This window comes from Aliivibrio sp. 1S128 (assembly GCF_001691065.1).
Lineage (GTDB): Bacteria > Pseudomonadota > Gammaproteobacteria > Enterobacterales > Vibrionaceae > Aliivibrio.
In genome coordinates this window covers 111,318-133,753 of the sequence record NZ_MAJV01000002.1, presented here as the reverse complement: position 1 = coordinate 133,753, position 22,436 = coordinate 111,318, and the positions used below count along the sequence as shown (strand labels likewise).

Annotated in this window: 19 protein-coding genes; 12 read left to right on the top strand and 7 right to left on the bottom strand. The window is 36.3% G+C overall.

Going from position 1 to position 22,436, the window contains the following annotated elements; genetic code table 11:
• Positions 1-135: 135 nt before the first annotated feature.
• A complete protein-coding gene (locus A6E03_RS01465) occupies positions 136-576 on the bottom strand; it encodes a phosphotyrosine protein phosphatase (protein ID WP_065600031.1) in 441 nt (146 codons plus the stop codon).
• A 200-nt stretch (positions 577-776) separates the two neighbouring features.
• Entirely contained in the window at positions 777-1,928 is a 1,152-nt protein-coding gene (locus A6E03_RS01460; RefSeq protein WP_065594418.1) for a polysaccharide export protein, read from the bottom strand.
• Positions 1,929-2,430: 502 nt separating this feature from the next.
• On the opposite strand from A6E03_RS01460, the gene A6E03_RS01450 reads away from it, so the two are divergent.
• The 4 genes from A6E03_RS01450 to A6E03_RS01435 all read left to right on the top strand — a co-directional run bounded on the left by A6E03_RS01450 (position 2,431) and on the right by A6E03_RS01435 (position 6,556).
• A complete protein-coding gene (locus A6E03_RS01450) occupies positions 2,431-2,679 on the top strand; it encodes a hypothetical protein (protein ID WP_065600029.1) in 249 nt (82 codons plus the stop codon).
• A gap of 160 nt (positions 2,680-2,839) precedes the next feature.
• On the top strand, positions 2,840-3,541 hold the full coding sequence (locus tag A6E03_RS01445; protein ID WP_255310563.1) for a YjbF family lipoprotein: 702 nt from the start codon (positions 2,840-2,842) through the stop codon (positions 3,539-3,541).
• A 40-nt stretch (positions 3,542-3,581) separates the two neighbouring features.
• Positions 3,582-4,364 carry a capsule biosynthesis GfcC D2 domain-containing protein gene (locus A6E03_RS01440; RefSeq protein ID WP_065600028.1) on the top strand — a complete coding sequence of 261 codons (783 nt, stop codon included), beginning with the start codon at positions 3,582-3,584 and terminating at the stop codon, positions 4,362-4,364.
• 2 nt (positions 4,365-4,366) lie between these two features.
• On the top strand, positions 4,367-6,556 hold the full coding sequence (locus A6E03_RS01435; protein WP_065600027.1) for a YjbH domain-containing protein: 2,190 nt from the start codon (positions 4,367-4,369) through the stop codon (positions 6,554-6,556).
• A 57-nt stretch (positions 6,557-6,613) separates the two neighbouring features.
• On the opposite strand, the gene A6E03_RS01430 is transcribed toward A6E03_RS01435, so the two are convergent.
• The 3 genes from A6E03_RS01430 to A6E03_RS01420 form a co-directional block, all read right to left on the bottom strand.
• Positions 6,614-7,738: an LPS O-antigen chain length determinant protein WzzB gene (locus A6E03_RS01430; RefSeq protein ID WP_065600026.1), complete on the bottom strand. Its 1,125-nt coding sequence runs from the start codon at positions 7,736-7,738 to the stop codon at positions 6,614-6,616.
• Positions 7,739-7,809: 71 nt separating this feature from the next.
• A complete protein-coding gene (locus tag A6E03_RS01425; RefSeq protein WP_065600025.1) occupies positions 7,810-8,457 on the bottom strand; it encodes a TetR/AcrR family transcriptional regulator in 648 nt (215 codons plus the stop codon).
• Between the two features lie 79 nt (positions 8,458-8,536).
• Positions 8,537-9,964 (bottom strand): MBL fold metallo-hydrolase RNA specificity domain-containing protein, encoded by a 1,428-nt coding sequence (locus tag A6E03_RS01420; protein WP_065600024.1) that lies wholly within the window; start codon positions 9,962-9,964, stop codon positions 8,537-8,539.
• Positions 9,965-10,344: 380 nt separating this feature from the next.
• On the opposite strand from A6E03_RS01420, the gene rfaD reads away from it, so the two are divergent.
• The 8 genes from rfaD (at position 10,345) to A6E03_RS01380 (ending at position 19,372) form a co-directional block, all read left to right on the top strand.
• Entirely contained in the window at positions 10,345-11,286 is a 942-nt protein-coding gene (gene rfaD, locus A6E03_RS01415; RefSeq protein WP_065600023.1) for an ADP-glyceromanno-heptose 6-epimerase, read from the top strand.
• 127 nt (positions 11,287-11,413) lie between these two features.
• Positions 11,414-12,442, top strand: a complete 1,029-nt coding sequence (gene waaF, locus A6E03_RS01410) for a lipopolysaccharide heptosyltransferase II (RefSeq protein ID WP_065600022.1) — start codon at positions 11,414-11,416, stop codon at positions 12,440-12,442.
• Between the two features lie 11 nt (positions 12,443-12,453).
• Positions 12,454-13,401, top strand: a complete 948-nt coding sequence (locus A6E03_RS01405) for a stealth family protein (protein ID WP_065600021.1) — start codon at positions 12,454-12,456, stop codon at positions 13,399-13,401.
• On the top strand, positions 13,398-14,570 hold the full coding sequence (locus A6E03_RS01400; protein ID WP_065600020.1) for an O-antigen ligase: 1,173 nt from the start codon (positions 13,398-13,400) through the stop codon (positions 14,568-14,570). The genes A6E03_RS01405 and A6E03_RS01400 overlap by 4 nt, the downstream gene beginning before the upstream one ends.
• Positions 14,567-15,733 (top strand): glycosyltransferase, encoded by a 1,167-nt coding sequence (locus A6E03_RS01395; protein WP_065600019.1) that lies wholly within the window; start codon positions 14,567-14,569, stop codon positions 15,731-15,733. Before A6E03_RS01400 ends, A6E03_RS01395 begins: the two co-directional genes overlap by 4 nt.
• A complete protein-coding gene (gene waaA / locus A6E03_RS01390) occupies positions 15,733-17,001 on the top strand; it encodes a lipid IV(A) 3-deoxy-D-manno-octulosonic acid transferase (RefSeq protein ID WP_065600018.1) in 1,269 nt (422 codons plus the stop codon). Before A6E03_RS01395 ends, waaA begins: the two co-directional genes overlap by 1 nt.
• Before the next feature lie 8 nt (positions 17,002-17,009).
• Complete coding sequence (locus tag A6E03_RS01385) at positions 17,010-18,281, top strand: PIG-L family deacetylase (protein ID WP_065600017.1); 1,272 nt, start codon at positions 17,010-17,012, stop codon at positions 18,279-18,281.
• Between the two features lie 65 nt (positions 18,282-18,346).
• Positions 18,347-19,372, top strand: a complete 1,026-nt coding sequence (locus tag A6E03_RS01380; protein WP_065600016.1) for a polysaccharide pyruvyl transferase family protein — start codon at positions 18,347-18,349, stop codon at positions 19,370-19,372.
• 30 nt (positions 19,373-19,402) lie between these two features.
• On the opposite strand, the gene A6E03_RS01375 is transcribed toward A6E03_RS01380, so the two are convergent.
• Both A6E03_RS01375 and A6E03_RS01370 read right to left on the bottom strand, forming a co-directional pair.
• Positions 19,403-20,320 (bottom strand): glycosyltransferase family 8 protein, encoded by a 918-nt coding sequence (locus A6E03_RS01375; RefSeq protein ID WP_176703436.1) that lies wholly within the window; start codon positions 20,318-20,320, stop codon positions 19,403-19,405.
• Between the two features lie 174 nt (positions 20,321-20,494).
• Complete coding sequence (locus A6E03_RS01370) at positions 20,495-22,345, bottom strand: DUF3413 domain-containing protein (RefSeq protein WP_065600014.1); 1,851 nt, start codon at positions 22,343-22,345, stop codon at positions 20,495-20,497.
• Positions 22,346-22,436: the final 91 nt, after the last annotated feature.

The following is a 22,436-nucleotide window of genomic DNA, read 5'->3' as shown; positions in this document are numbered from 1 at the left end:
CTAGGGGCTAGTAAAAGATTAATAAGAGTAAGGGGCTAGTTTTTAGGGACTAGTAAGAACTCGAAGATAAAAGAGTAAAAATAATCGTTTTTTACTCTTCCCTAAATTCTCGTTCCTAGCACCTAGAAACTTAATCTATAACTTCTTCGCCCACTCTTGGGCTGCTTTTTCTATTAGTGCATAAGCGTGATCAAACGCTTCACGGCTTTGGCGGTATGGATCGGGAATGTCTTGTTGCCCTATCCACTGTCCAAACAGCATGGTTTTGCTTCTGGCTTCTGGGGCTAAACTGGTTACCGCTTCTTTATGTCCTGCTTCCATTACAAGAATTAAATCGTAATCTCGGCAAACATCACTGGTTAATTGACGCGCTTGGTGTGAATCAATAATCACGCCATGCTCTGCCGCCACCTCTGTTGCCATGGCATCGGCAGGCTTACCGGTTAATCGACTTTTTTCAACCCCGACACCGGCTGAATCAACGGTTTTGTTTGGAAGTAACTGTTTTAATATGTGTTCGCCAGTAGGAGAGCGGCAGATGTTGCCAACGCAGACGACTAAGATTTTATTGAACATGGGTTTTAGATTCGAGGGACTAGGTTTTAGGGACCAGTAAGAGCTTAAAGCAACTTACACAATTTCCGACCTATCCGTCTTTGTTTGAGATTTTAATGAGTTTCGAGGGTTTAGGGTTTAGGGACCAGTAAGAGCTAAATTGCTTTTACTCGTCCCTAGTCCCTGATCTTTCTAGCGCCTGCTATTTAAAAACTTCGTTTTTAAGGCCAATTCTTAACTCGTAATGCGCCTTCTGTTAGCTCATTAAAGCCTGAGATGGTTGGCATTAATTGCATGATTAGACGGTTCCAACGGGTGATTGGTGCTGCGGTAACATAAACGATATCGTAAGGTTTTAAATCAAACTCAGTACCGATGATAAGTGCAGATGCATCTTTAATATTTAATTGATAAATGTCAGCCATGCTGGTTGCTTTATCTTCAGGGCTTGATGAACGAATAACAAACACGCCGGTTGCATCGGCTGATAATTCATTAATACCACCAACACTGCTTAGTGCTTCGGTTAGGCTCATGCCTGAACGATCTATTTTAAGTAATTTTGGATCTTTCACTTCACCCATTACAAACACTTTTTGAGTGTCATTACGAGGAACGTGAATAATATCGCCAGATTCTAATAATCGGTTTTGCTTTAAATCACCACGTTGCATTAGCGCGTATAAAGACAAGGTCTCTTCTTTGCCATTACGCGTCAACGTGACATTACGCCAATCTGCATCTTCTGCTAACCCACCCGCGCGGTTAATCGCATCGAGTAACGTTAATGGGATATTAGTAATCGCTTGTTGTCCTGGTTTATCAACTTCACCCGTTACATAGGCTTTTTGAGCACGAAATGCTGCAACATTGACATCTACTTGCGGGCTTTCAATAAACTTGCTCAGTTTCTTCGCAAGAATAGTTCTGATTTCTCTTACGGTTTTCCCTGCAACTTGCACGGTACCAATGTAAGGGTAAAAAATAGTACCATCAGCATGAACCCAGTTACCCGATTCACTTGAGCTACGGTATGAACCCGCAGGGATGGTTAATTCAGGGTGGTCCCAAATAGTCACATTTAAAATATCACCAGGGCCTACACGGTATTCGTAACTTGCCACTTTCTTTTCAAGTTCAATGTTTGCTTGTGCTGATGCTTGTGTCGTTTGGTATTGCGCCACTTTTTGAGGCGTTAACTCGTAGATATTAACATCGGTAGAATAGTTTTCTTTCGCGTCTTCGCTTTGCTCTTCTTCTACTTTATTTTTATCGGATGTCGACATGTGTGAGCCGGGAAATACAGTACAGCCACTTAACAGCAACAGGAATACGCCAGCGGTTAACGATTGATGTGTTTTACTAATGGGCATGATTTCAACTTAAAGGTAACAAAATTTAAAGACGCTACCGCCCAGAGGTAGTTAGGCACATTCCCTCTCAGCGCGATGATATGTTTTAATAAAAAAGCTATTAAATCTATTTATGTATTTAAATATTTATAAATAAGAATATATTCAACCCACCGATTTAATGATAAAAAAGTCATTAAATCTTAATTTTACAACGCACTTATTAATACGTTAATGCTTAATCTATACTTAAATAAATATTCAATTTATAAGCGCGGCATTATACATAGCAGCCCCTCCATTTGCGAACATAAATTTCACCAAAATACAATATACAAAACTATCAATAACGAGACTTTGCGCCTCATTTTTGAGATTAAATGGCAGTAATTTTGTTTTATTTTTATAATCGATATGATTTTTATATTTACCATATAGAACTTGATATGGTACTTTGCTCGAAGTTTGCTCATAAACTGAGTAAATATTCATCACCTAATATAAAATAGATAAGGTTATTCTTATGAAAAAGACTGCTATCGCTCTTATGCTAGCTATGACTGCTGGTTCTGCATTTGCAGCCGCTGAAGCAACAACAACTGCTGCTACTTCAACTTCAGGTACTGCTGCTGGTACTGCTGGCGCTGCAGGTGCTGCTGCTGGTACTGCTACTGTTACTGCTGTCGCTGTCGGCGTTGCTGCTGCAGTTGCTGTTGTTGCTGTTGCTGATTCAGGTTCTGACTCAACGACTACATCTGTAACAACAAACTAATCCACAGATTCTGTTGTGAATATATTAAAACCATCAACTTCGGTTGATGGTTTTTGTGTATTTATAACTTGCGGATCTACGGTTTTTTATCCTAGGTTTGACGTCAACTAACCTTTTAATTTATTTATTTTTACAACACATACGGCAGGGCCTCAGGATCATGTTTTCCTCGATAAATCCTCTACTTATATTTAAAACAATCTCTATCTTACTTATTACAGCGGTACTCTCTGCTTGTACCCAAAAATTCAATGATGTTAATGCTACCCTTGATGAAGCCATTTTTGGTGCGGACGATGTCGCGCTATCTCAGCAAGAAATCATGGAATTACCTTATGCAAGCAGTTTTGTACGCATTAATGATGGCGCAAAACTCTTTATGGTATTAGCGTTTGCAGAGCAAAACCCTAAGACAGGAGTGATGCAGCTAAAGTGGCTTTCTGCAGATAAAGCCATGGTTGTTACTGAAAATGGTCGCATAGTAAAAACCCTTGGTTTAGCACAAAAAAACCTTGTTGCTATCACTCCCATCAACCTTCCATCGTTACCTTCATTTGCTTCGATAAACAAAAAACAAACGATTTGGTCTGCTCATTATGATTGGAAGACGGATAACCGTTATTTATTCAATTACCAAGCAACGATTACTCCAATACTAAGAAATAAATCACAATTAAAAACGACGGTGTGGGAGAAAGAAGTCACAGAGATTGTAGAGGTGGTCTCTATCCCTTCTTTGGAAGCTTCATTTACCAATCAATATTGGATTGACAGTAAAGACAACGTGGTTAAATCTCATCAATATCTAGGCCCTAATATGGGCAATATTGAAATGACAATCCTAAAACCTTTCTCTTTATAAATTACATTCAATCAATATGTTAGATAAACATGGAGTGATTATGCGTTTCCTTTCTTCTTTATTTATTATTTTTTCACTGTCGGTTTCGGCCTACGGTGTTGCCGCTACTTATGACCCCACATCTGAAGTTAAAAATACGTTAACCGTAACCTTACCTAAACAAGATTTAGAGCTTAATTACAGCCAGCCAATTCGGTTGTCTCAAGTGGCTGTTGATGCAAATACTCATGCTGATTTTTATAATTTAGGCGTGGTATTAGGCGATAAAAACAAACAAAAAAACAGTGAAGATCGTCGAAATGAAGTGATTAACTCGCTATCTTCACTTTCTCGAGAGACATCACTCTTTTCGTCTAAAAACAAATATGCAAAATCTGCGACGCAACTCTCTTTACAATTAGAGAAAACGTCGTTTGTAACTCGTATTTTTGCGCCATTTGATGCTGATTTACTGCGAATTAATGATAAAGCAAACCCTCTTTTATCTGGTAACTACCAATTATTTTTAGGGCCTCGCCCTATTGGCGTTTCTTTTTTTGGGGCCATTAATTCTGAAAAAAGTCTTGAATTGCCATTAATTGAACACGCTATTATTGATGACTATCTTGAAAATCTGCCCCTTTCTTCTGTTGCAGATACTTCCATTATTTATGTCATTCAACCTAATGGTGAGGTTCAACACACTGAATTTTCAGTATGGCAAAACAAACCGGTGTATTTAGCGCCCGGGGCAATTGTGTTTGTCCCTTTTGCGGATCTTCCTGCTGATTATTCCTCTTTAAATGATTCTATTGTTCAACTGCTTCGTAATAAGGCATTTTAATTATGATGGCTCCTACGTTTTCTCTCTCCCTTATTGCGGGGGTTATTGCCTCTTCTCTTCCTTATTCTGTTTTTGCTAATGAATTTGAACCCGTTACATTATCTACTTCGCAAACGGATTTTGGTGGCGTGGGCTTAATCCAAATGCCTTCTGGTCGTATGGCTCCTGAAGGTGAGTTCAATATTGGCGCAACACTTAATAATGAATACCACCACTACAATGTGTCTTTACAGGTCATGCCATGGTTAGAAACCACCATTCGTTACACCTTGGTGCAAGATTTACTGTATAGCGGTGATGAAAGCTTTAGTGGCAGCACTAAATACACCGATAAAGGCATTGATTTTAAAATCCGCTTACTAGAAGAAAGCCAATGGCTGCCTGAAACATCAATCGGCGTTCGAGATTTTGGTGGCACAGGGTTATTTGATGGTGAGTTTGTTGCCGCAACCAAACGATTCGGCAATCTTGATGTGACTGTCGGTATGGGCTGGGGCTACTTAGGCCAAAGTGGCAATATCACCAATCCTTTCTGTAAAGCCTCGGATAAATTTTGTTCTCGCTCAACTGAAACAAAAGATAGCGGTGGTAGTGTCTCTTTTGAACGTTGGTTTAAAGGCCCGGCGGCTATTTATGGGGGTTTAGAATATCAAACACCTTATCAGCCACTGCGTTTAAAAGTGGAATATGACAGTAATGACTACAGTCAAGATTTCCCTGTCACTCGCGGTAATATAGACATGACTCAACACACCCCGTGGAACTTTGGGGTTTTGTATGGGTTAGGTGATTGGGGTGATATTAAGGTGAGTTACGAGCGTGGAGATACGCTTACGCTTGGGGTTAATTTAAGTACTAACTTTAATAGCATGAAGGCGATTTGGCGTGATGAGCCTATCGAATCTTATAGTGAATCAACTCATGATTCGATTGATGAGGTTGATTGGAAACGTGTTAATCAACAGTTGAATGGCAACGCCGGCTATAAAGAAAGTAAAATTTACGCTAATGATGATTCTGTAACGATTATTGCAGAGCAAAACAAATACCGCGATAGCGATGAAGCCCATAATCGTGCTTCTCGTATTTTGGCGAATAACGTGCCTGCAACCATTTCAACCTATCGTATTGTTGAAACCAATCAATCCATGCCGGTTTCTGAAACCCTGATAGATGCGAAGCAGTATAAGAAAGTGGCAAACAATGAATACTTCGATGCAGATATTGCCGATGCAAGTCAAACCGATGAAGTCACTTATTCACCCGTAGACAATGAACTTAAAAGCAATAATCTTGAACGTTGGGATTACTCAATTTCACCAACCTTATCGCAATCTATTGGCAGTGCTGAAAACTTTTATCTTTATGCTATCGGGATTAATACCGCAGGTTCGGTGTGGTTGACGGATAAAGTGCAAGCTTCTGGCAGTGTGTATTTTAATTTGGTTGATAACTACGATAAATTTAATTACATCACACCGCCCGATGGGACTTCTGTTCCTCGTGTTCGTACTATGTTCCGTGCTTATGTCCATGAAAATCCAGTACGCATGAACAGCCTTCAATTAACTTGGTTTGAAGAATACGGTTCTGGCTTTTACAGCCAAGTGTATGCGGGTTATTTAGAAAGTATGTTTGGTGGTATTGGCTCTGAAGTGATGTACCGTCCACTGAATTCAAATTGGGCATTCGGCGTCGATGCGACTTACATTAAACAACGTACACCGGGTGATTGGTTTGGTTTTTATGAACAAGACCAGCAAGACGGTGGGGAATATGGTCGAGATTATACGGTTGTTTCAAGTGGTATGACTGGGTTTGCCACCGCTTACTATGCCCCACAATGGACTTTCTTAAAGAATACATTACTTAAAGTGGGCGTTGGTCAATTCTTGGCTGGCGATAAAGGAACTCGTGTCGATTTCTCTAAACAGTTTGATTCTGGCGTGATCGCCGGTGCGTATGCAAGCTTTACGGATTTATCAGCTGAGGAGTTTGGTGAAGGCAGTTACACCAAAGGATTCTATATTTCGATCCCGTTCGACATCATGACGGTGAAACCAAGTAAGAACCGTGCGAACTTTAACTGGCAACCTCTGACTCGCGATGGCGGACAGATGCTAAATAAAGAGCATGAGTTGTATGATCTGACAGATGAGAGATCGCCGTGGTTTACGAGAAAGGGGTTATAAAAATAAATAAGCAAGCTCCTTAACATTATTTCAGGAGCTTGCACACATCAATGAAAACTAATTCCCTTTTCTAAGAGCAAATCGAATCAAAACAATCACAATCCCTAACATGCCACCAAGTAATGCACCCAACATAGCAATCAATACTCTTTTAGGTTTATCTCGAGTAAAAGGTGGCTCAACATTCTCTAGGTAACGAAAGGTTTGAAACTTAATATTTCGGTCAATCTTCATTGATTTAAGCATTTCAAGCTTTGCATCTATTTGTTGCAGTCTTGGTTCAATCACACTTAAATTCGTTACCGATTTAAGTGCTTTAATTTTCGCATTTAACGCTTTAGCTCCTAAACCAATGGCAAACAATTCATTATCATTCATGTTTTGAATTGGTTGATTCACTTGCGCCGCTTTCGCTATCTCTAATGCATATTTCGAACGTTCAATTTCAACCGCTAAGCGATTTTTAGCTTGGCTTTCTAAAATCGTTTTTTGTTGACGTAATTCATTACGCTTACTATTAACAATCGCTTGAAGGTTATTTAGCAACTCATTAAACACAACAGATTTTACTGACGTAATGTATTCATTCAATAATGTATAACTGCTTTCCTTTGTCGTTGCCTGCAAACTTATACTATACGACGAATCTTGAGATTTTTTATCCGTAGCACTGGCGGTTATTTTTTGAAACCAATTTGAGTATAATTGACGAGTTACTTCTTTCTTATCTATACCTGTATTTTTATTTGTATCAAGTGCAGCTTTAAAAGATTGGAACTCAGCACTTCCATCTAAAAATTGCTTTTTATTATTAGATGAATTGTATGCACTAATAAAATGTTTAAATAAAGCCTTGTTATTTACTAATGAATTCAAATCTTTGCTTACCAAAACAGTACCGTCCTCTTGATAAATATCAAAAATTGGTTGGTATTGCGTTACTTGCTCTTGATATTCCGCAAAATCATATACTTGTGGGCTCATTATTTTTGCTTTAGATGACCACCATTCTTGAGTTGTGAATGCATAAAACACCGCACCGACAGTCAAAATCAAGATACATACTATAATCGTGATCTTACCTTTCCAAAGTGCAATGAAAAGATCTTTAAAATCAATTTCATCGACCTGAGATGATGACGTTTGGGCGTTATTCTGTAATTGTGGCGATGGGTTATTCATTTATATTCCTAAAAAATAATAGTCTTTTGTTACTTATTCTTCTTTTTAAATTAGCTAGTCAAACAGAGAATTTACTTCATTCGCTCTTTGTAATGCTTTTCTAGTTCTAAAATCTGTTGACGGCCTAACTCTGTCGCAATCGGTCTTACCACATTCAGCATTTGTATCATTCCTTGATAAATAACGGTTTCTGTAATTTTCACGTCAGACGACATCACTGTCTGATAATTAATCCAGCAAGATGACACTAAGTGTAATGTCTTAGTCAATGCGGCAAGTTCATCATCATCTAAATCAATTAGCTTGGCATGACGAAAATTATTCATTATGCCTATCAAATTGTCATTTAAATCTTGCTGAGCTTGAAGATATTTCAGTTGTAAACTTGGATCTCTGCCTAATATATCCGGTAAATTCGCGTAAAAGAATCGATAACTCCACATCAGCACAAAAATAGAATCTAAATAGTTGAGCATAACTTGCAGACTCGGCGTCTGTGATTGTTCATCTAAATGAATCGGTTGAAAACGAGTTTTTAACTCTTGCGCGTAATTATTAAAAATAGAATGGATGATCTCTTCTTTATTACGGAAATGATAATATAAATTACCTGGGCTGATTTCGAGGTGCGCCGCAATATGGTTCGTCGTCACATTACGCTCACCATCTTGATTAAAGAGTTCTAAGGCACCATAAATAATTCGGTCTTTTGTTTTCATGACTTTTCAGCGCCTTTTGAGGTTGACATCAATACCGTTACTCACTGAAGTATAGCGGAAATATTGACGACTCTGAACTCTAATCCTGCATAATCTTGAGCTTTCTCTCTAATTCATCACGTGCGTTTTTCTCTCCATGAACGATATGAATCTCCTTTCTCCCTTCTTTTATTCCCTCGACGAATCGAATCAAATCGACCTGATCTGCATGAGCTGAATATCCTGACATAGTATGAATCTGTGCGTTGACTTCAATCGGTTGGCTATCTATCCATACCGTTTTATGTTTATTTTGAATATCTCGACCTAACGTTCCATGCGCTTGGTAACCAGCCAGAATAATATCGGTTCTTTTATCTGGGAGTAAGGCTTCTAAGTAATTCATCACCCGCCCGCCATTACACATCCCACTGGCAGCGACAATAATGCACGGTTCTGCCGTTGTTTTTAATCGATTCACCAAGCTCATGTGTTCTTTATGACTATCGATGGTAATGCATTGTTCAAAATTTAAGGGATGTCGTTGATTAACGATTTTGTTTTTCGCCTCTTTACTCCACAATTTTTTGAACCGTCGATATTGTTTGGTGACTCTGTTAGCGAGTGGGGAATCTAAGATAATGGGGATGTTTGAGTCAATTTTGTGGTGATGGATTAAGTGCTCGATATCAAACAACAGCTCTTGAGTTCGACCTACTGAAAATGCGGGAATGATAATTGCACCGCCATCGTCTAAGGAACGTTCTATGATCTGTTGCAAGCGCTTAGACCTGGTTTCTACGCTGTCGTGAAGTTTATTGCCGTAAGTACTTTCTATTACAAGTAAATCGGCACGTTTAGGTGGAATTGGATCAGGTAATAATGGGGTATTAGATGGGCCTAAATCGCCAGAGAATACAACGATTTCACTGTTGGGGAGTTTGATTTCGACGTAAGCGGAGCCGAGGATATGGCCAGCGGGTTGGAATCTTAAGAGCAGGTATGAGGGACTAGTTTTTAGGGACGAGGAAGAGCGTAAAGAGCGAGATTTAGAAGAAAGAGGGATTCGGTGCCATTGGTTGTATGGGATGGGTTTTATTTGTTTTCTTATTAATTCTAATACTCTTGCTCTTTGGCCTTTGTTTAATCCTAATTGCAGCTTTAATCCATCATCTAACATTAGCGGGACAAGCTCGGCCGTTGCTGGAGTACAGTAAATGGGTTGCTTGAACCCTTTTGCTAATAACCAAGGTAAGCGCCCAATATGGTCGATGTGAGTATGAGTAAGAATTAGCGCTTTTAGGTGTGAAATAGGAAATTCAATATCGAGTTTTTTGTCGTTGCCGTTCTTATCTTTCGCATCTCTTCCTTGAAATAGACCACAATCAATCAGTATGCTTTGGTTGTTGCCGTTGTTATTAATGCAAAGCTCGTGGCAAGAGCCGGTAACGCCAAGTTTTCCACCGTGATGTTTTAGGGTTGTGGTTAGAACGTTGGTTTGATTTAAGTTTTTTGGGGATGTTGGCATGGGTGATCCTTTTTAAATAAGCTTTACGTTTTGCTAACTATATTCACTGCGTGACTAGAAACTATAAAAGCCAGTAATACTAATCAATCAAACACATCACTAACTCATACATTCCTGAGATTAACTTTTATAGCTCAATTTTTATTCATTACGCATTCGATATTTAATTAATCCGCTTCATTCATTCAACTTACAACTTGCTTTTCGGTTGATATCTCACGAACTACTCATCGCCAATATGATCTTATCGTTTCTAGTTAGCGAAGCATATAGTCTCTAGTAACGACTACTCACTAATACCCTTCGCAAAATTACCGCTGCCTTTTAGGCTTTTCTTTGCTACAATTCAAGCAATTATCTTAATAAATCGTGGTATCAAAATGATCATTGTAACTGGCGGCGCTGGCATGATTGGCAGCAACATTGTTAAATCTTTAAATGACAAAGGCTTCAACGATATTTTAGTGGTTGATAACCTTAAGGATGGTAAAAAATTCAAGAACCTAGTTGATCTTGATATCACTGATTACATGGATAAAGAAGACTTCATTACGCAAATTATGGCGGGTGATAATTTTGGTTCTATTGACGCTATTTTCCATGAAGGCGCTTGCTCTGCAACGACAGAATGGGACGGAAAATACATGATGATGAACAACTATGAATACTCTAAAGAAGTACTTCATTTTTGTATCGAACGTGAAATTCCATTCTTATACGCATCATCTGCGGCAACGTATGGCGAGACAGATACATTCATAGAAGAGCGTGAGTACGAAGGCGCATTAAACGTTTATGGGTATTCTAAACAGCAGTTTGATAATTATGTTCGTCGTCTATGGGCGGATGCTGAAGCACACGGTGAAACCGTTTCTCAAATTACGGGTTTCCGCTACTTCAATGTATATGGTCCCCGTGAACAACATAAAGGCTCTATGGCTTCTGTTGCTTTTCATTTAAATAACCAAATGAATGCTGGCGAAGATCCTAAATTATTTGAAGGCAGTGACCAATTTAAGCGTGATTTCGTTTATGTGGGCGATGTTGCTGCGGTTAATCTTTGGTTCTTGGAAAATGGCGTATCTGGTATTTATAACTGTGGTACTGGCCGAGCGGAACCGTTCCGCGCTGTTGCAGATGCCGTAATTAAGCACCATGGTAAAGGTGAAATGGAAACTATCCCGTTCCCTGATCATCTAAAAGGGGCTTACCAAGAGTTTACTCAAGCCGATTTAACAAAATTGCGTGCTGCCGGTTGTGATGTTGAATTTAAGTCAGTCGCCGATGGCGTTGCTGAATATATGGCAATTATTAATAAATAACACAGATTTCAGATTATGTGACTTGCTGAATTAAGAGCGATTTGTGAACCGCAATTTTTCACTATATACATCTCTACATTCTTTTAATAGTTTGTGACTAATCTGAACTCTTAATCATTGGTATGACATGAAGATTTTAATTATTGGCCCTTCTTGGGTTGGTGATATGGTGATGTCTCAATCACTGTATATCACGTTAAAGCAACAACACCCTGAAGCGATTATTGATGTTATGGCTCCAGCTTGGTGTAAGCCAATCCTAGAGCGTATGCCAGAAGTGAATCAAGCAATCGAGATGCCTCTAGGTCATGGCGATATTGATTTACTTGGCCGTCGCCGGATCGGAAAAAAGCTTAAAGCCAATAATTATACCCACGCTTATATTTGTCCTAACTCCGCTAAATCGGCTTTAATTCCTTGGTTTGCTGACATACCTACACGCGTAGGTTGGAAAGGCGAAATGCGTTATGGCTTATTAAACGATTTACGTCTAAATAAAAAATCATTTCAATACATGGTTGAGCGTTATGTTGCTTTAGCGCACCCAAAAGCAGACATGATTGATTCAAGCTCGTTAGGTGGATTAGAACATTTACCTCGTCCAGCCTTATCGATTGATGCTGAAATTCAAAAAAATACTCTAGCGAAATTTTCTTTATCACTTGAGAAAACCGTTCTTGGTTTATGTCCAGGAGCCGAATTTGGTCCAGCAAAGCAATGGCCAGTTGAGCATTATGCGGCAGTTGCCAATGAAATGATTAACCAAGGTTATCAAGTGTGGTTATTTGGCTCTACGAAAGATAAAGAAACCACAGAAACCATTAAATCTCTTGTTGATTTAGAGAACCAAGTAAATGTATTTAACCTGGCTGGTAGCACCAGCTTAATTGAAGCTGTTGATTTATTAGCCACTTGCCAGACTGTCGTTAGTAATGATTCAGGGTTAATGCACGTTGCTGCGGCTGTTGGTTGTCATGTTGTCGGTGTATATGGTTCAACCTCTCCGAAATACACGCCACCTTTGGCTAAAAAAGTCGATATTGTAAGTACTGATATTGAATGTCGACCTTGTTTTAAGCGTGAGTGCCCACTGGGGCATTTAAAGTGCCTAAAAGATCTTCCTGCAATAGATGTCATCTCTAAAATTGAATTATAGAAGTATATTTTATGACAATTAAAAAAGTAGATATTGTTTATACTTGGGTCGATGGAACTGACCCTATTTGGCAAGAAAAAAAAGAATATCATTTAAATTCGAAACAAGAATATTTGCAATGTCAAAATAGCCAAATAAGTGATGACAGATACATAGAGCACTGTGAATTAAAATATTCACTGCGCTCTATTTGTAAGTTTGCATCTTGGGTAAACCATATTTATATTGTTACTGATAATCAAACACCACATTGGTTAAAGAAAACAGATAAGATAACCATCATTGATCATAAAGATATTATTCCAGAAGAGTTTCTGCCTACATTCAATTCTAGTGTTATCGAATCTTTTTTACATAAAATCCCAAATTTAGCAGATAATTTTATCTATTTTAATGATGATATGATGATTGGTAGAGTAACAAAAATTTCAGACTTTTTTAAAAATGAAAAGCCAAGAGTATTCACATCATCAATATTTCCATCAAGAAAAAAAGTAAAAGATAAACCTACTTATAATATGCTTTCTATAAAAAATAGCAGAGATAAAGTAAAAGAAATTATAAAAGCAAACTTGAATTATGGATTAAGACATGGAATTAGACCAATAAACAAGTCACACTTTTCTGAATCAGCTTGTTTATTTAATCACGTATTACAATCTAATTTTAATGAGAAGTTTAGGTTAACTCCATTCTCGCTACTTTATCTATATACGTTCTATGAAATTGCAAAAAAAAGGTCAGCAATAACTTATCAAAAGCACCTTAAAAAACCTTTACTCTTTGATATTTTTTCAACATTCATATATATAAATAATAATAACATAGAGTATTTTTCATCAAATTTTGAGCAGCTATCGCCATTGGTATTTTGCATTAACGAAACAAACACTCCACTGGAGAAGCTACCCTTATTCTCAAATGGATTGTTATCTGAAAAAAGTGAGTTTGAACTATGATTAAACATATTCATAATCTGCTAGTAAGCATATCTATTTTATGGATCACTGCTGGATTATGGTTATTGGAAGATGGATTAAAAACACTTACAGGCGTAGGGATTGTATTCCTCGTATTCACCCTAGTAACTACATCACCAAAAGAGTTATTATTACGAATAAAGAATAATAAGCTAATCATTTTAAGCTTATTATTTACAGCAATCGTAATTATAACAAAAGAATATTATGGTGGAATTTATGGTAGCTTTATGAGAAGTTGTATTATTTTTTCCATTTTATTTATCTGCATATATTCACATAAAACTAATAATTTAAGAATTAGTCTACCAATAATATTTGGTGCAATATTAAATATATTATACGTTCTTTACATCGTATATATTGAAGGACAACCCCGCCCAACAGCTATAATGAACCCTAATATATACGCACCTTTATTTGGTTGCTTCGCAATTTTAGCATTCTATTTTATTAAACCTAATCAACATAATTACATAACCATAACTAGCTGCTTCTTATTCTTATTTTTACTTCTATGTGTAATATTAATGCAATCTCGTGGAGTTCTCGCGGCCTCTCTATTTTCTCTTTGTATATTATTCATATATAAATTAAAAAAATATGAACACAAAATTATCATCACTTTATCACTAATTTCTATTGTCTTATTTTCTGGCTTTATGAATAAAAACAGAATTGAAGACTTGTATAATAAAAGTGCTTATGAATACCAGCGCATCATTGAAGGTGATTTAAATTCATCAATTGGACTTCGTGTTCAAATGCTCGATGTTGGACTGACTATGATTAGCGAAAAGCCTCTTATTGGGCACGGCAGTAACTATACGCAGGAAAAAACTAAAATTATAATAGAAGATAAGAAGAACCAAGAAATTAACAGTTATGGTACTTTACATAATGTATATATCGATACTTGGGCTAAACTTGGCATATTAGGATTTATCGCCACGATCTTTTTAACTATCCTACCTCTATTTATATTGAAAGGTAGTGAACATTGGGTTTTAGGTTTATCTCTTTCTTCTTTCAACCTTCTTATATCTTTAGTTGATACCGTGTTACTCGGTGGGGACTATCTACTAGTCATTATTACTATAAGCTTAATACTAAAATATTCTACCTTAAACAATAAGGAATATGCATGAACATTGCTGTAGTTGTTAATTGTTTAAAAATCGGTGGCATGGAACGTGTTGCTGTAAATTTAGCAGATGCTTTTTATAGTGATGGTCATTCTTCTGAGTTGATTTATTTAAAAAATCGAAAAAAAGAAGTAAATCCAAGAAATAAAGATCTACCCGTCCATCTATTTAATTTAAAAAAATCAGTGTTATCGACGGGGGTTGGATTTATGTGGTTTTTTATTTGCAAAGTTCTAAATATAATATTCAAAAAGACATTTCCCCTTTGGTTCGCTTACGCTGAATCTTATTTCTTTAAAAAGAAACTTAAAGCGTTAGAGAAAAAAAATGGGCATCCATTTGATTTGGTTATTTTTAGAGGTCAGGGAACATTTGAGCACCTATGGCCTCTACATGATCCTCGTTATGTTTATGTTTGTGAGAGCGTACAAACTAAGTATCGATATGGAAAATTCTCTAAATATATTTTTTCCAAATTATTTGATAACAGAAAAGTAGTTTGTGTTTCTGATGGCGCCTACGATAGCTTCTCTGATTTAATGAAAACGCATTCAATCACTCCAGAAAAGCACCTGATGATCTCAAATCCAAATGATTTTCAGCAAATCGAGCTAGAATCTCATTCCGATGAACAGCTCCATCAGAACTCATACATTTTAGGTTTAGGCCGGTTAGTTCCGAATAAAAATTTTTCATTGCTTATTGATGCCTATAATCATGCAGTTAAACATTATGATATTAAACAAGATCTCTTAATCGTAGGCGCAGGAAAAGATTTAAATACGATAAAGAAAAAAATAATAGAGCTTAACCTTACTGAGCGCGTTTATTTAAAGGGACAACAATCCAATCCTTTTCCTTGGTATAAACAAGCAGAACTATTCATTCTAAGCTCTAAATCAGAAGGGTTAGGAATGGTGTTAATTGAAGCTCTAGCTTGTAAAACAAAAGTCGTATCTACAGACTGTAAGGGGGGAATTAGACAAATTATGAATGGTGATTTAGCGCATTTTTTAGCACAAGAAACACCTAAATCTCTTAGCGAAAAAATACACTTGGCTTTAAATTCTGAGTGGGATGAATCATTTGATATTTCTGTCCAAAAAACATTACATAATTTTGATGCTAAAACGATTGTAAATAAATATATAAACGAGTTTACGTGATGATACTTCGCTATTTCTATACCATTTTTCTTTTTTTATTGGCTCCTTTTTTACTCTATTCTCTGTATAAAAAGAAGGATGGAAAGCCTTTATTTGGCCTGCGTTGGAAAGAACATTTTGGTTTTACACCTACCTTAAAATCTAATATCAATCCTATTTGGATCCATGCTGTTTCTGTTGGTGAGGCAATTGCTGCTATACCAATAATTAAAGCCTTAAAGAAACAAAAACCCGAACAACCAATTCTTGTTACAACAACAACCAGCACAGGCGCAGAACAAATAGAAAAGCTAGGTGATTTGGTTGAACACAGATATATGCCGATTGACTTTTGCTTTGCGGTTCGTGGTTTTTTAAAAGCAACAAAGCCTGAAAAAATGCTGATCATGGAAACGGAGTTATGGCCAAATACTCTCTATACTGTGTCAAAATTTGGTATTCCTATTTCAGTATTAAATGCTCGTCTTTCTGAAAAGTCGTTTTTAGGCTATAAAAAAATACAACCGATATTTAATCTACTTGGTAAACACTTAACTCATGTTTGTTGTCAATATCAAGATGATGCAGATCGATTCGTTGCACTTGGTATCAACCGTGAAAAAGTACACGTTACTGGATCTGTAAAATTTGATATCGTGATTACTCCACAAATACAAGAATTGGGAGTGGATCTGCGCAAGAAAATTGGAGCCTCTCGCCCTACTTGGATTGCAGCGAGTACACATGAAGGAGAAGACGAACAAATATTAACGGCTCATAGAAGCTTGCTATCAACAACCCCTAATGCGCTGTTAATTTTAGTTCCTCGCCACCCAGAGCGATTCAATTCCGTATTTGAACTTTGCCTTCAATCCAATTTTAACTGTATCAGACGTACCCTAAATCAAACGATAACAGCAGATACTCAAGTTTATCTAGCGGATACTATGGGAGAGATGTTGACACTAATTGGTGCCTCTGACATCTGCTTTATGGGAGGAAGCTTACTTGGTGATAAAGTGGGTGGACATAATATATTAGAGCCTGCCGCACTAGGTAAACCATCTTTAATTGGTCCAAGTTATTTTAATTTTCAAGAAATAACACAACAACTTATAAACAATAACGCAGCTATAGTTTCTCACAATGCTACAGAGTTAACAGATAATCTTATTGTGATTTTTCAAGACGAACTACACAGAAAGCAACTACAAAAAAATACGTTAAGTTTTATAGAAAAAAATAAAGGTGCTGTAGAAAAAACATTACAGCAGATAAATAAAATATAGGTCACGGTATGAAAAAAGTTGATTACGAATATCCATTAAAAGCAACTTGGGAATGTAGTGCTAACATTTCAGAAAACGGTTTTTTAAAGTGTGATGATCAAAGCTCATTCATAACCGAAAATCACTCTATTTTACTACGTTTCGATTACACATCTTTAAGTAAAAAGAAGCCGGGGATCATATCCGTAAATGGTTGCAAAATATCTAATCAACAATATTTTGAAGCAAATCAAACAGGCATCAGGTATTTAAATATTACGGGGATTAAAAATTTAAACGACATCTCAATTACATGTAAAAACTGTAAAATATCTTTTAATAATCAATTACTTGGTTTTAAAAACCCCGATTTATCGTCAGGACCAATATTAATTATTGCCCCTCATGCTGATGATGCTGATCTCTCAGCATATGGTTTATATAGTGACTATGCACCTAACATTTGGATTGCGACAGTTAATATTGGCTCAAACTTACAAAGTTTAGAACGACAATATGTTCAAAATTTAGACGTTGAGATTTCAAGCGCAGAAAAGAGAAAGGGTTATATTCGTAGTTGGAACAGTATGACAACACCTTTACTTGCGAAGGTTCCTATGCAGCAATTATTGTGTTTGGGTTACTTTAACATTTCAAATTCATCTATACTAAATACCCCAAAAGACAAGGTACTCCACCCTTCAATTTCTGATATCTCACCTCATGATTTCCGACAATGGAACCATGTGAAGCTATCTAATGATACTAATAATATAAATAGTGGTGCCGCTTTAATTCAAGATTTCATTGAATTAATTGAACATATTAAACCAACAACAATTTTAGTTACACACCCAGAAATTGACCCACATGATGAACATATTGCCTCAGCGAATGCATTACACTTAGCTCTGCAAAAAAGTACGTTTATTCCTGAAAATATTCTATTTTATGTAAACCATTTACGAGGGATTAAACTATTCCCTTATGGTCCAGAGCATTCAAGAACAGCGCTCCCACCATGGTTTTCAAATAGCGCACTATTAAATGATAGCTCTTGTTATAGCCACTCATTATCCCATTCAAAACAACAAGAAAAAGTCCTCGCTTTTGATACGATGCATGATTTACGTTCTAAAGATAGATTAGAGAAAAAGCTTAAACGTTGGATTAATCAAAAAATTAAAAAAAATGGCTACCAATATTATGGTAACCATAGTTATTTTCAAACACACATCAAAGCCGATGAAGTCTTTATCTCAATAAATGGAAATATCTTTAAAGATAAAAAGTTTTATTAACACCTGACAAACGAAGTAATTTGAGCATTATAATAATTTGATAGTTCAGCAATAAGGACGCAGAAATGTCTAAAAAGTTAAATAAAAAAATTAAAAAATACGCTCTAAACAAATATTTCCTTAAAGAAACGGACCCAAATTTAATAGGAATATATGATACTAGTTATGGTAGCTTAAATGTGGGGGATGAGATCATCAACCAAGCTACCCGGAAAGTAATTACTGAATTGTTTGACAAACATCAACACCTGACGGCTTCTACACATGACGGTACATCGTCATTTGGAATTTACAATTTTAATCGATGTTTACATCGATTTGTGTGCGGATCAAATATTTTTAGTCGTAATATGTTGCATTCAAATCAATGGAATATCAATTTAATCGACACATTACGTATGAAAGAAATTATTTCTTTAGGGGTTGGTTGGGGACGCTACGAGAAAAAAGATATATCCCCAATGACTAAGTGGTTCTATCGCCATTTATTAGACTCAAACACACTCCACTCTGTTCGAGATAACTTTACCAAACAAAAGTTGAATGATATTGGTATTAATAATGTTATTAATACTGGTTGCCCGACTATGTGGGAATTGACAGAAGAACATTGCAATCAAATTCCAACCAGTAAAGCAAAAAATGTAGCTGTAACATTAACTGATTACCGTAAAGATATTGATTCAGATACGTTCTTACTTAACACCCTTTCTGAAAACTATGACAATGTCTATTTATGGTTACAAGGTGATGGCGATGCGAAATATATAACGTCTTTACAGCTAAAACTACCAAACTTAACTACTCTACCTGCGCGTCTAAGTGCTTATGAAAAACTATTAATGTCTGACGATATGGATTTTGTTGGGACTCGCTTACATGCTGGTATTAAGGCATTACAAAACAAGAAACGTTCTATAATTATTGGGGTAGATAACCGCGCGATAGAAAAGCAGAAAGACTTTAATTTAACAGTTATCTCTCGCGATAAATTAAAAGAACAATTGGCTGACAAAATTAACAGCAACTTCTCTACTGATATTAAGATAGCGACTGATAACATTAGAGAATGGAAAGCACAATTTAAATAAATACAGGGCTCGACTGAAAGAGCCCCATAATTAATTAAACCGTTTCTTTGCCCACAAAGAAAGTTTTTTTAATATAGATAATTCACGAATATCTGAATAACCATCACCAGCCCAATCCGTACTATTTTGATATTTAATATACAAATCGGCCCCATCATGTGTACAACTATACATCCAAGCTTTACGCTTACCACAATAATGGTAAATATTTGCATTACTTCTTAAGCTTTCGATTTCACTCTTAGTATAAGGTAATTTATCTAACATCCAGATACGGTTAGGCTTCAATATGGTACGATATTCAGGCATGAAATTATATTTTGGTGAGATATAATGAACGTTCCCTTGAAGAACTCCATTTAAAATATCTTGGTCTTGATACTCAATTACATCTTTATATTGGAATAAGTAATTGGCCACTTTTTCTTCGAAATTAATATCCCTTAAGCAATTAAGATCCATAATTAAAACACCAGCATTAAAATAAAGATGTTTTTTTTCTGTCAATCCTATTTTTTCTAGGTAATCATATTGAGTAAAAGACATTCTTGGCTCAATAACTGCCCCTAAACTATGCCCTTGTAAATCAATATTCCACATATCAGAAATATCTTTATTGATTAATACGTCCACATCTAAATAAACAACTTTATCGTGTTTATTTAACAATGAAGGCAGTTTTAATCGAAAATAAGTAGCTAAAGAAATATGACTAATAGTTAAAGGGAAGTCTGAAAATATTTTTTCTTCAATTGGAAAGAAACGAATACTGATATTATCCGTAGATAATTTTAATAAACTATCTTTAGAGTCATCGCTTATGCCTGCATCAAAAACGATAACTTCAAGTTGAAGTGATGGCCGAAAATTATCAACTAATGATGCTATCGTTGTTGCAAGATATCCTGCATAATTATTGTCACAAGCAAAAACTGCTGTTCTCTTCATTACCATCTTAAATCTACACTTCCATTAGAATACGATTAATAATAACTTTAAATTCAGAGACTTTCCATTCTATTCCGAACATACAACGTCCTTGTCTAGTAAACCTTTCAGTCTACATATTTCGATTCTTATAGTAAGACTACTATATTATACTCTTCAATACTGAAATATAATTCATTTACTAAAACGGCTAATCTGATCTAACGCTTCTTGAAGATGCAGATAATTCAATTCAGCATCTTTAATTGGTCGATTCATCTTATTTAATAATTGGTATTGTCCCGTTGACCCCACTTCTAAAATGGACTCTTTTTCTATAATTGCATAGCCACTGTAGTTAGACGACATGATCCAATTTCGGTCTACATGCTTACCTAGTAGATCCTCACCAACAGAATAATCTTTAATATCATTGGTTACGCCTAAGTAGTTTTTCATCAAGGTTGGAACGACATCTTGATGGCTGGTTAGCTCATCAGATTTCCAATCTATTGTTTTATTGTTTACTTTAGGAGCAATAATAATGAAAGGCACATTCACTTGAGCGTCGGTAAAGTTACTATTATGCCCCCAAAAGTTCATGCGATTATCATTCATTTCTTGTCCGTGATCCCCTGTAATAATAACAACTGTATTATCTAAATCACCCGTTTCTTTTAATTTATCAAGAACTTGTTTTGCTACGCTATCAACAAAATGAACACTGGTTTTATAGCGATTAAAGAATAACGTTGGGTCACTATCATTGTTCAATTCTAAATAGTTAATATTATCTAGCATTGGTTCATAACGGTGTGGGTAGTCTTTCGGAAAATCATAACCATGTGGTGCGTCATAAAATAAGAATGAGAACGCAGGTTTTGAGGTATCACGTTTGCTATACCACGCTAACCAATCTTTAGTTAAGTCTTTATCTAATTCCGATGGTGAATTACCTTCAGATTTAATACGTAAATTTGGGATATTTTTAAATACGGTTTGATTAAATTCAGGTTTTTCTAATTGAGCGGCAGTAAATATCCCCATTTCATAATTAAGTTCTTGTAGACGATCAATCAGTACTGGTGATTTTTGATTCGCTAGAAATCCATGCCAATACGTACCTGGAATGCCATAAAACAAGCCAAAAATACCTGTCCGTGTCGCGTTACCCGTGGCTATGTGATTATTAAAAACCATTCCATCTTGTGCGTATTCCCACATATTTGGCGTATTTTCAGCATTAAAGGTATCTGCTCGCCATGAGTCAATTGCCAAGATCATAATATTAAGTGGCTTCTCAACCACTTCTTTTTGTAATGGGGCTAGTGGGTAATTTAAATCACTCTTACGGTTCATTTTCATCGCATCTTGACGAGCAATCGCCTCTTCATCTACCCAACCGTATTTCTTCATCATACTTGTTGATGTTGCTGGGTAAAACACCGGCAAGTAGCGCTTTACGGTTGTCACAGGTTGGTAGGCATTCGCCGCTGCCCAAATATGAATACCATGAGTTGCTAATAACGCAAAAAAGGTAATGATGGCAAATTTACGACCCAATTTATGTTGTGTTACTGCTGCTGGTTTTTCTAACCATGAGATCAATAGGTATTGACCAACAATCAATGCAATAACACCACCAATAACCGTTATCCAAGTGATTAATGGGAAACTGACGACTTGTCCAGATAGGACTAACTCAAGCACAACCGCATTAATGTGGAATCGATATTGAGCAAACACTAATGTATCAATAAACAGTACTGCAATACCTAACGACGCTACAAACGCTTGAGTGCCATTACGTACTTTTGCATTCTTAATAAAAATAGCTGGTAATGTTACCAAACCAATAATACTAGCGAGTAAAACCATCTGACTAAATGTGCCAGACAGAAGAAAACTCAATCCTAAAATATCGGTTGGGATTTCTGGCAAGAAAGCAAAATAACGAGTGGCAATAGCCATAGCAATAAGGCTATTAATTAAAATAAACCAACCATGGCTATGAATTTTTTGTTTGAAATTAGAAGTGTTCAGCATAATTAACCAGTATAACCCTAGTGCCTGTACTGTAAATATTGGAAACGTTATATAATATCGAGTTGATTTATATGTGTAAATAAAAGGAAAA

What these genes read in the sequence shown, in the direction of transcription:
- A6E03_RS01465 (WP_065600031.1), bottom strand. Translation starts at nt 576, where the DNA reads ATGTTCAATAAAATCTTAGTCGTCTGCGTTGGCAACATCTGCCGCTCT.
- A6E03_RS01430 (WP_065600026.1), bottom strand. Translation starts at nt 7,738, where the DNA reads ATGAATAACCCATCGCCACAATTACAGAATAACGCCCAAACGTCATCA.
- A6E03_RS01420 (WP_065600024.1), bottom strand. Translation starts at nt 9,964, where the DNA reads ATGCCAACATCCCCAAAAAACTTAAATCAAACCAACGTTCTAACCACA.
- A6E03_RS01375 (WP_176703436.1), bottom strand. Translation starts at nt 20,320, where the DNA reads ATGAAGAGAACAGCAGTTTTTGCTTGTGACAATAATTATGCAGGATAT.
- waaA (WP_065600018.1), top strand. Translation starts at nt 15,733, where the DNA reads ATGATACTTCGCTATTTCTATACCATTTTTCTTTTTTTATTGGCTCCT.
- A6E03_RS01395 (WP_065600019.1), top strand. Translation starts at nt 14,567, where the DNA reads ATGAACATTGCTGTAGTTGTTAATTGTTTAAAAATCGGTGGCATGGAA.
- A6E03_RS01370 (WP_065600014.1), bottom strand. Translation starts at nt 22,345, where the DNA reads ATGCTGAACACTTCTAATTTCAAACAAAAAATTCATAGCCATGGTTGG.
- A6E03_RS01435 (WP_065600027.1), top strand. Translation starts at nt 4,367, where the DNA reads ATGATGGCTCCTACGTTTTCTCTCTCCCTTATTGCGGGGGTTATTGCC.
- A6E03_RS01405 (WP_065600021.1), top strand. Translation starts at nt 12,454, where the DNA reads ATGACAATTAAAAAAGTAGATATTGTTTATACTTGGGTCGATGGAACT.
- A6E03_RS01400 (WP_065600020.1), top strand. Translation starts at nt 13,398, where the DNA reads ATGATTAAACATATTCATAATCTGCTAGTAAGCATATCTATTTTATGG.
- waaF (WP_065600022.1), top strand. Translation starts at nt 11,414, where the DNA reads ATGAAGATTTTAATTATTGGCCCTTCTTGGGTTGGTGATATGGTGATG.
- A6E03_RS01460 (WP_065594418.1), bottom strand. Translation starts at nt 1,928, where the DNA reads ATGCCCATTAGTAAAACACATCAATCGTTAACCGCTGGCGTATTCCTG.
- A6E03_RS01425 (WP_065600025.1), bottom strand. Translation starts at nt 8,457, where the DNA reads ATGAAAACAAAAGACCGAATTATTTATGGTGCCTTAGAACTCTTTAAT.
- rfaD (WP_065600023.1), top strand. Translation starts at nt 10,345, where the DNA reads ATGATCATTGTAACTGGCGGCGCTGGCATGATTGGCAGCAACATTGTT.
- A6E03_RS01445 (WP_255310563.1), top strand. Translation starts at nt 2,840, where the DNA reads ATGTTTTCCTCGATAAATCCTCTACTTATATTTAAAACAATCTCTATC.
- A6E03_RS01385 (WP_065600017.1), top strand. Translation starts at nt 17,010, where the DNA reads ATGAAAAAAGTTGATTACGAATATCCATTAAAAGCAACTTGGGAATGT.
- A6E03_RS01440 (WP_065600028.1), top strand. Translation starts at nt 3,582, where the DNA reads ATGCGTTTCCTTTCTTCTTTATTTATTATTTTTTCACTGTCGGTTTCG.
- A6E03_RS01380 (WP_065600016.1), top strand. Translation starts at nt 18,347, where the DNA reads ATGTCTAAAAAGTTAAATAAAAAAATTAAAAAATACGCTCTAAACAAA.
- A6E03_RS01450 (WP_065600029.1), top strand. Translation starts at nt 2,431, where the DNA reads ATGAAAAAGACTGCTATCGCTCTTATGCTAGCTATGACTGCTGGTTCT.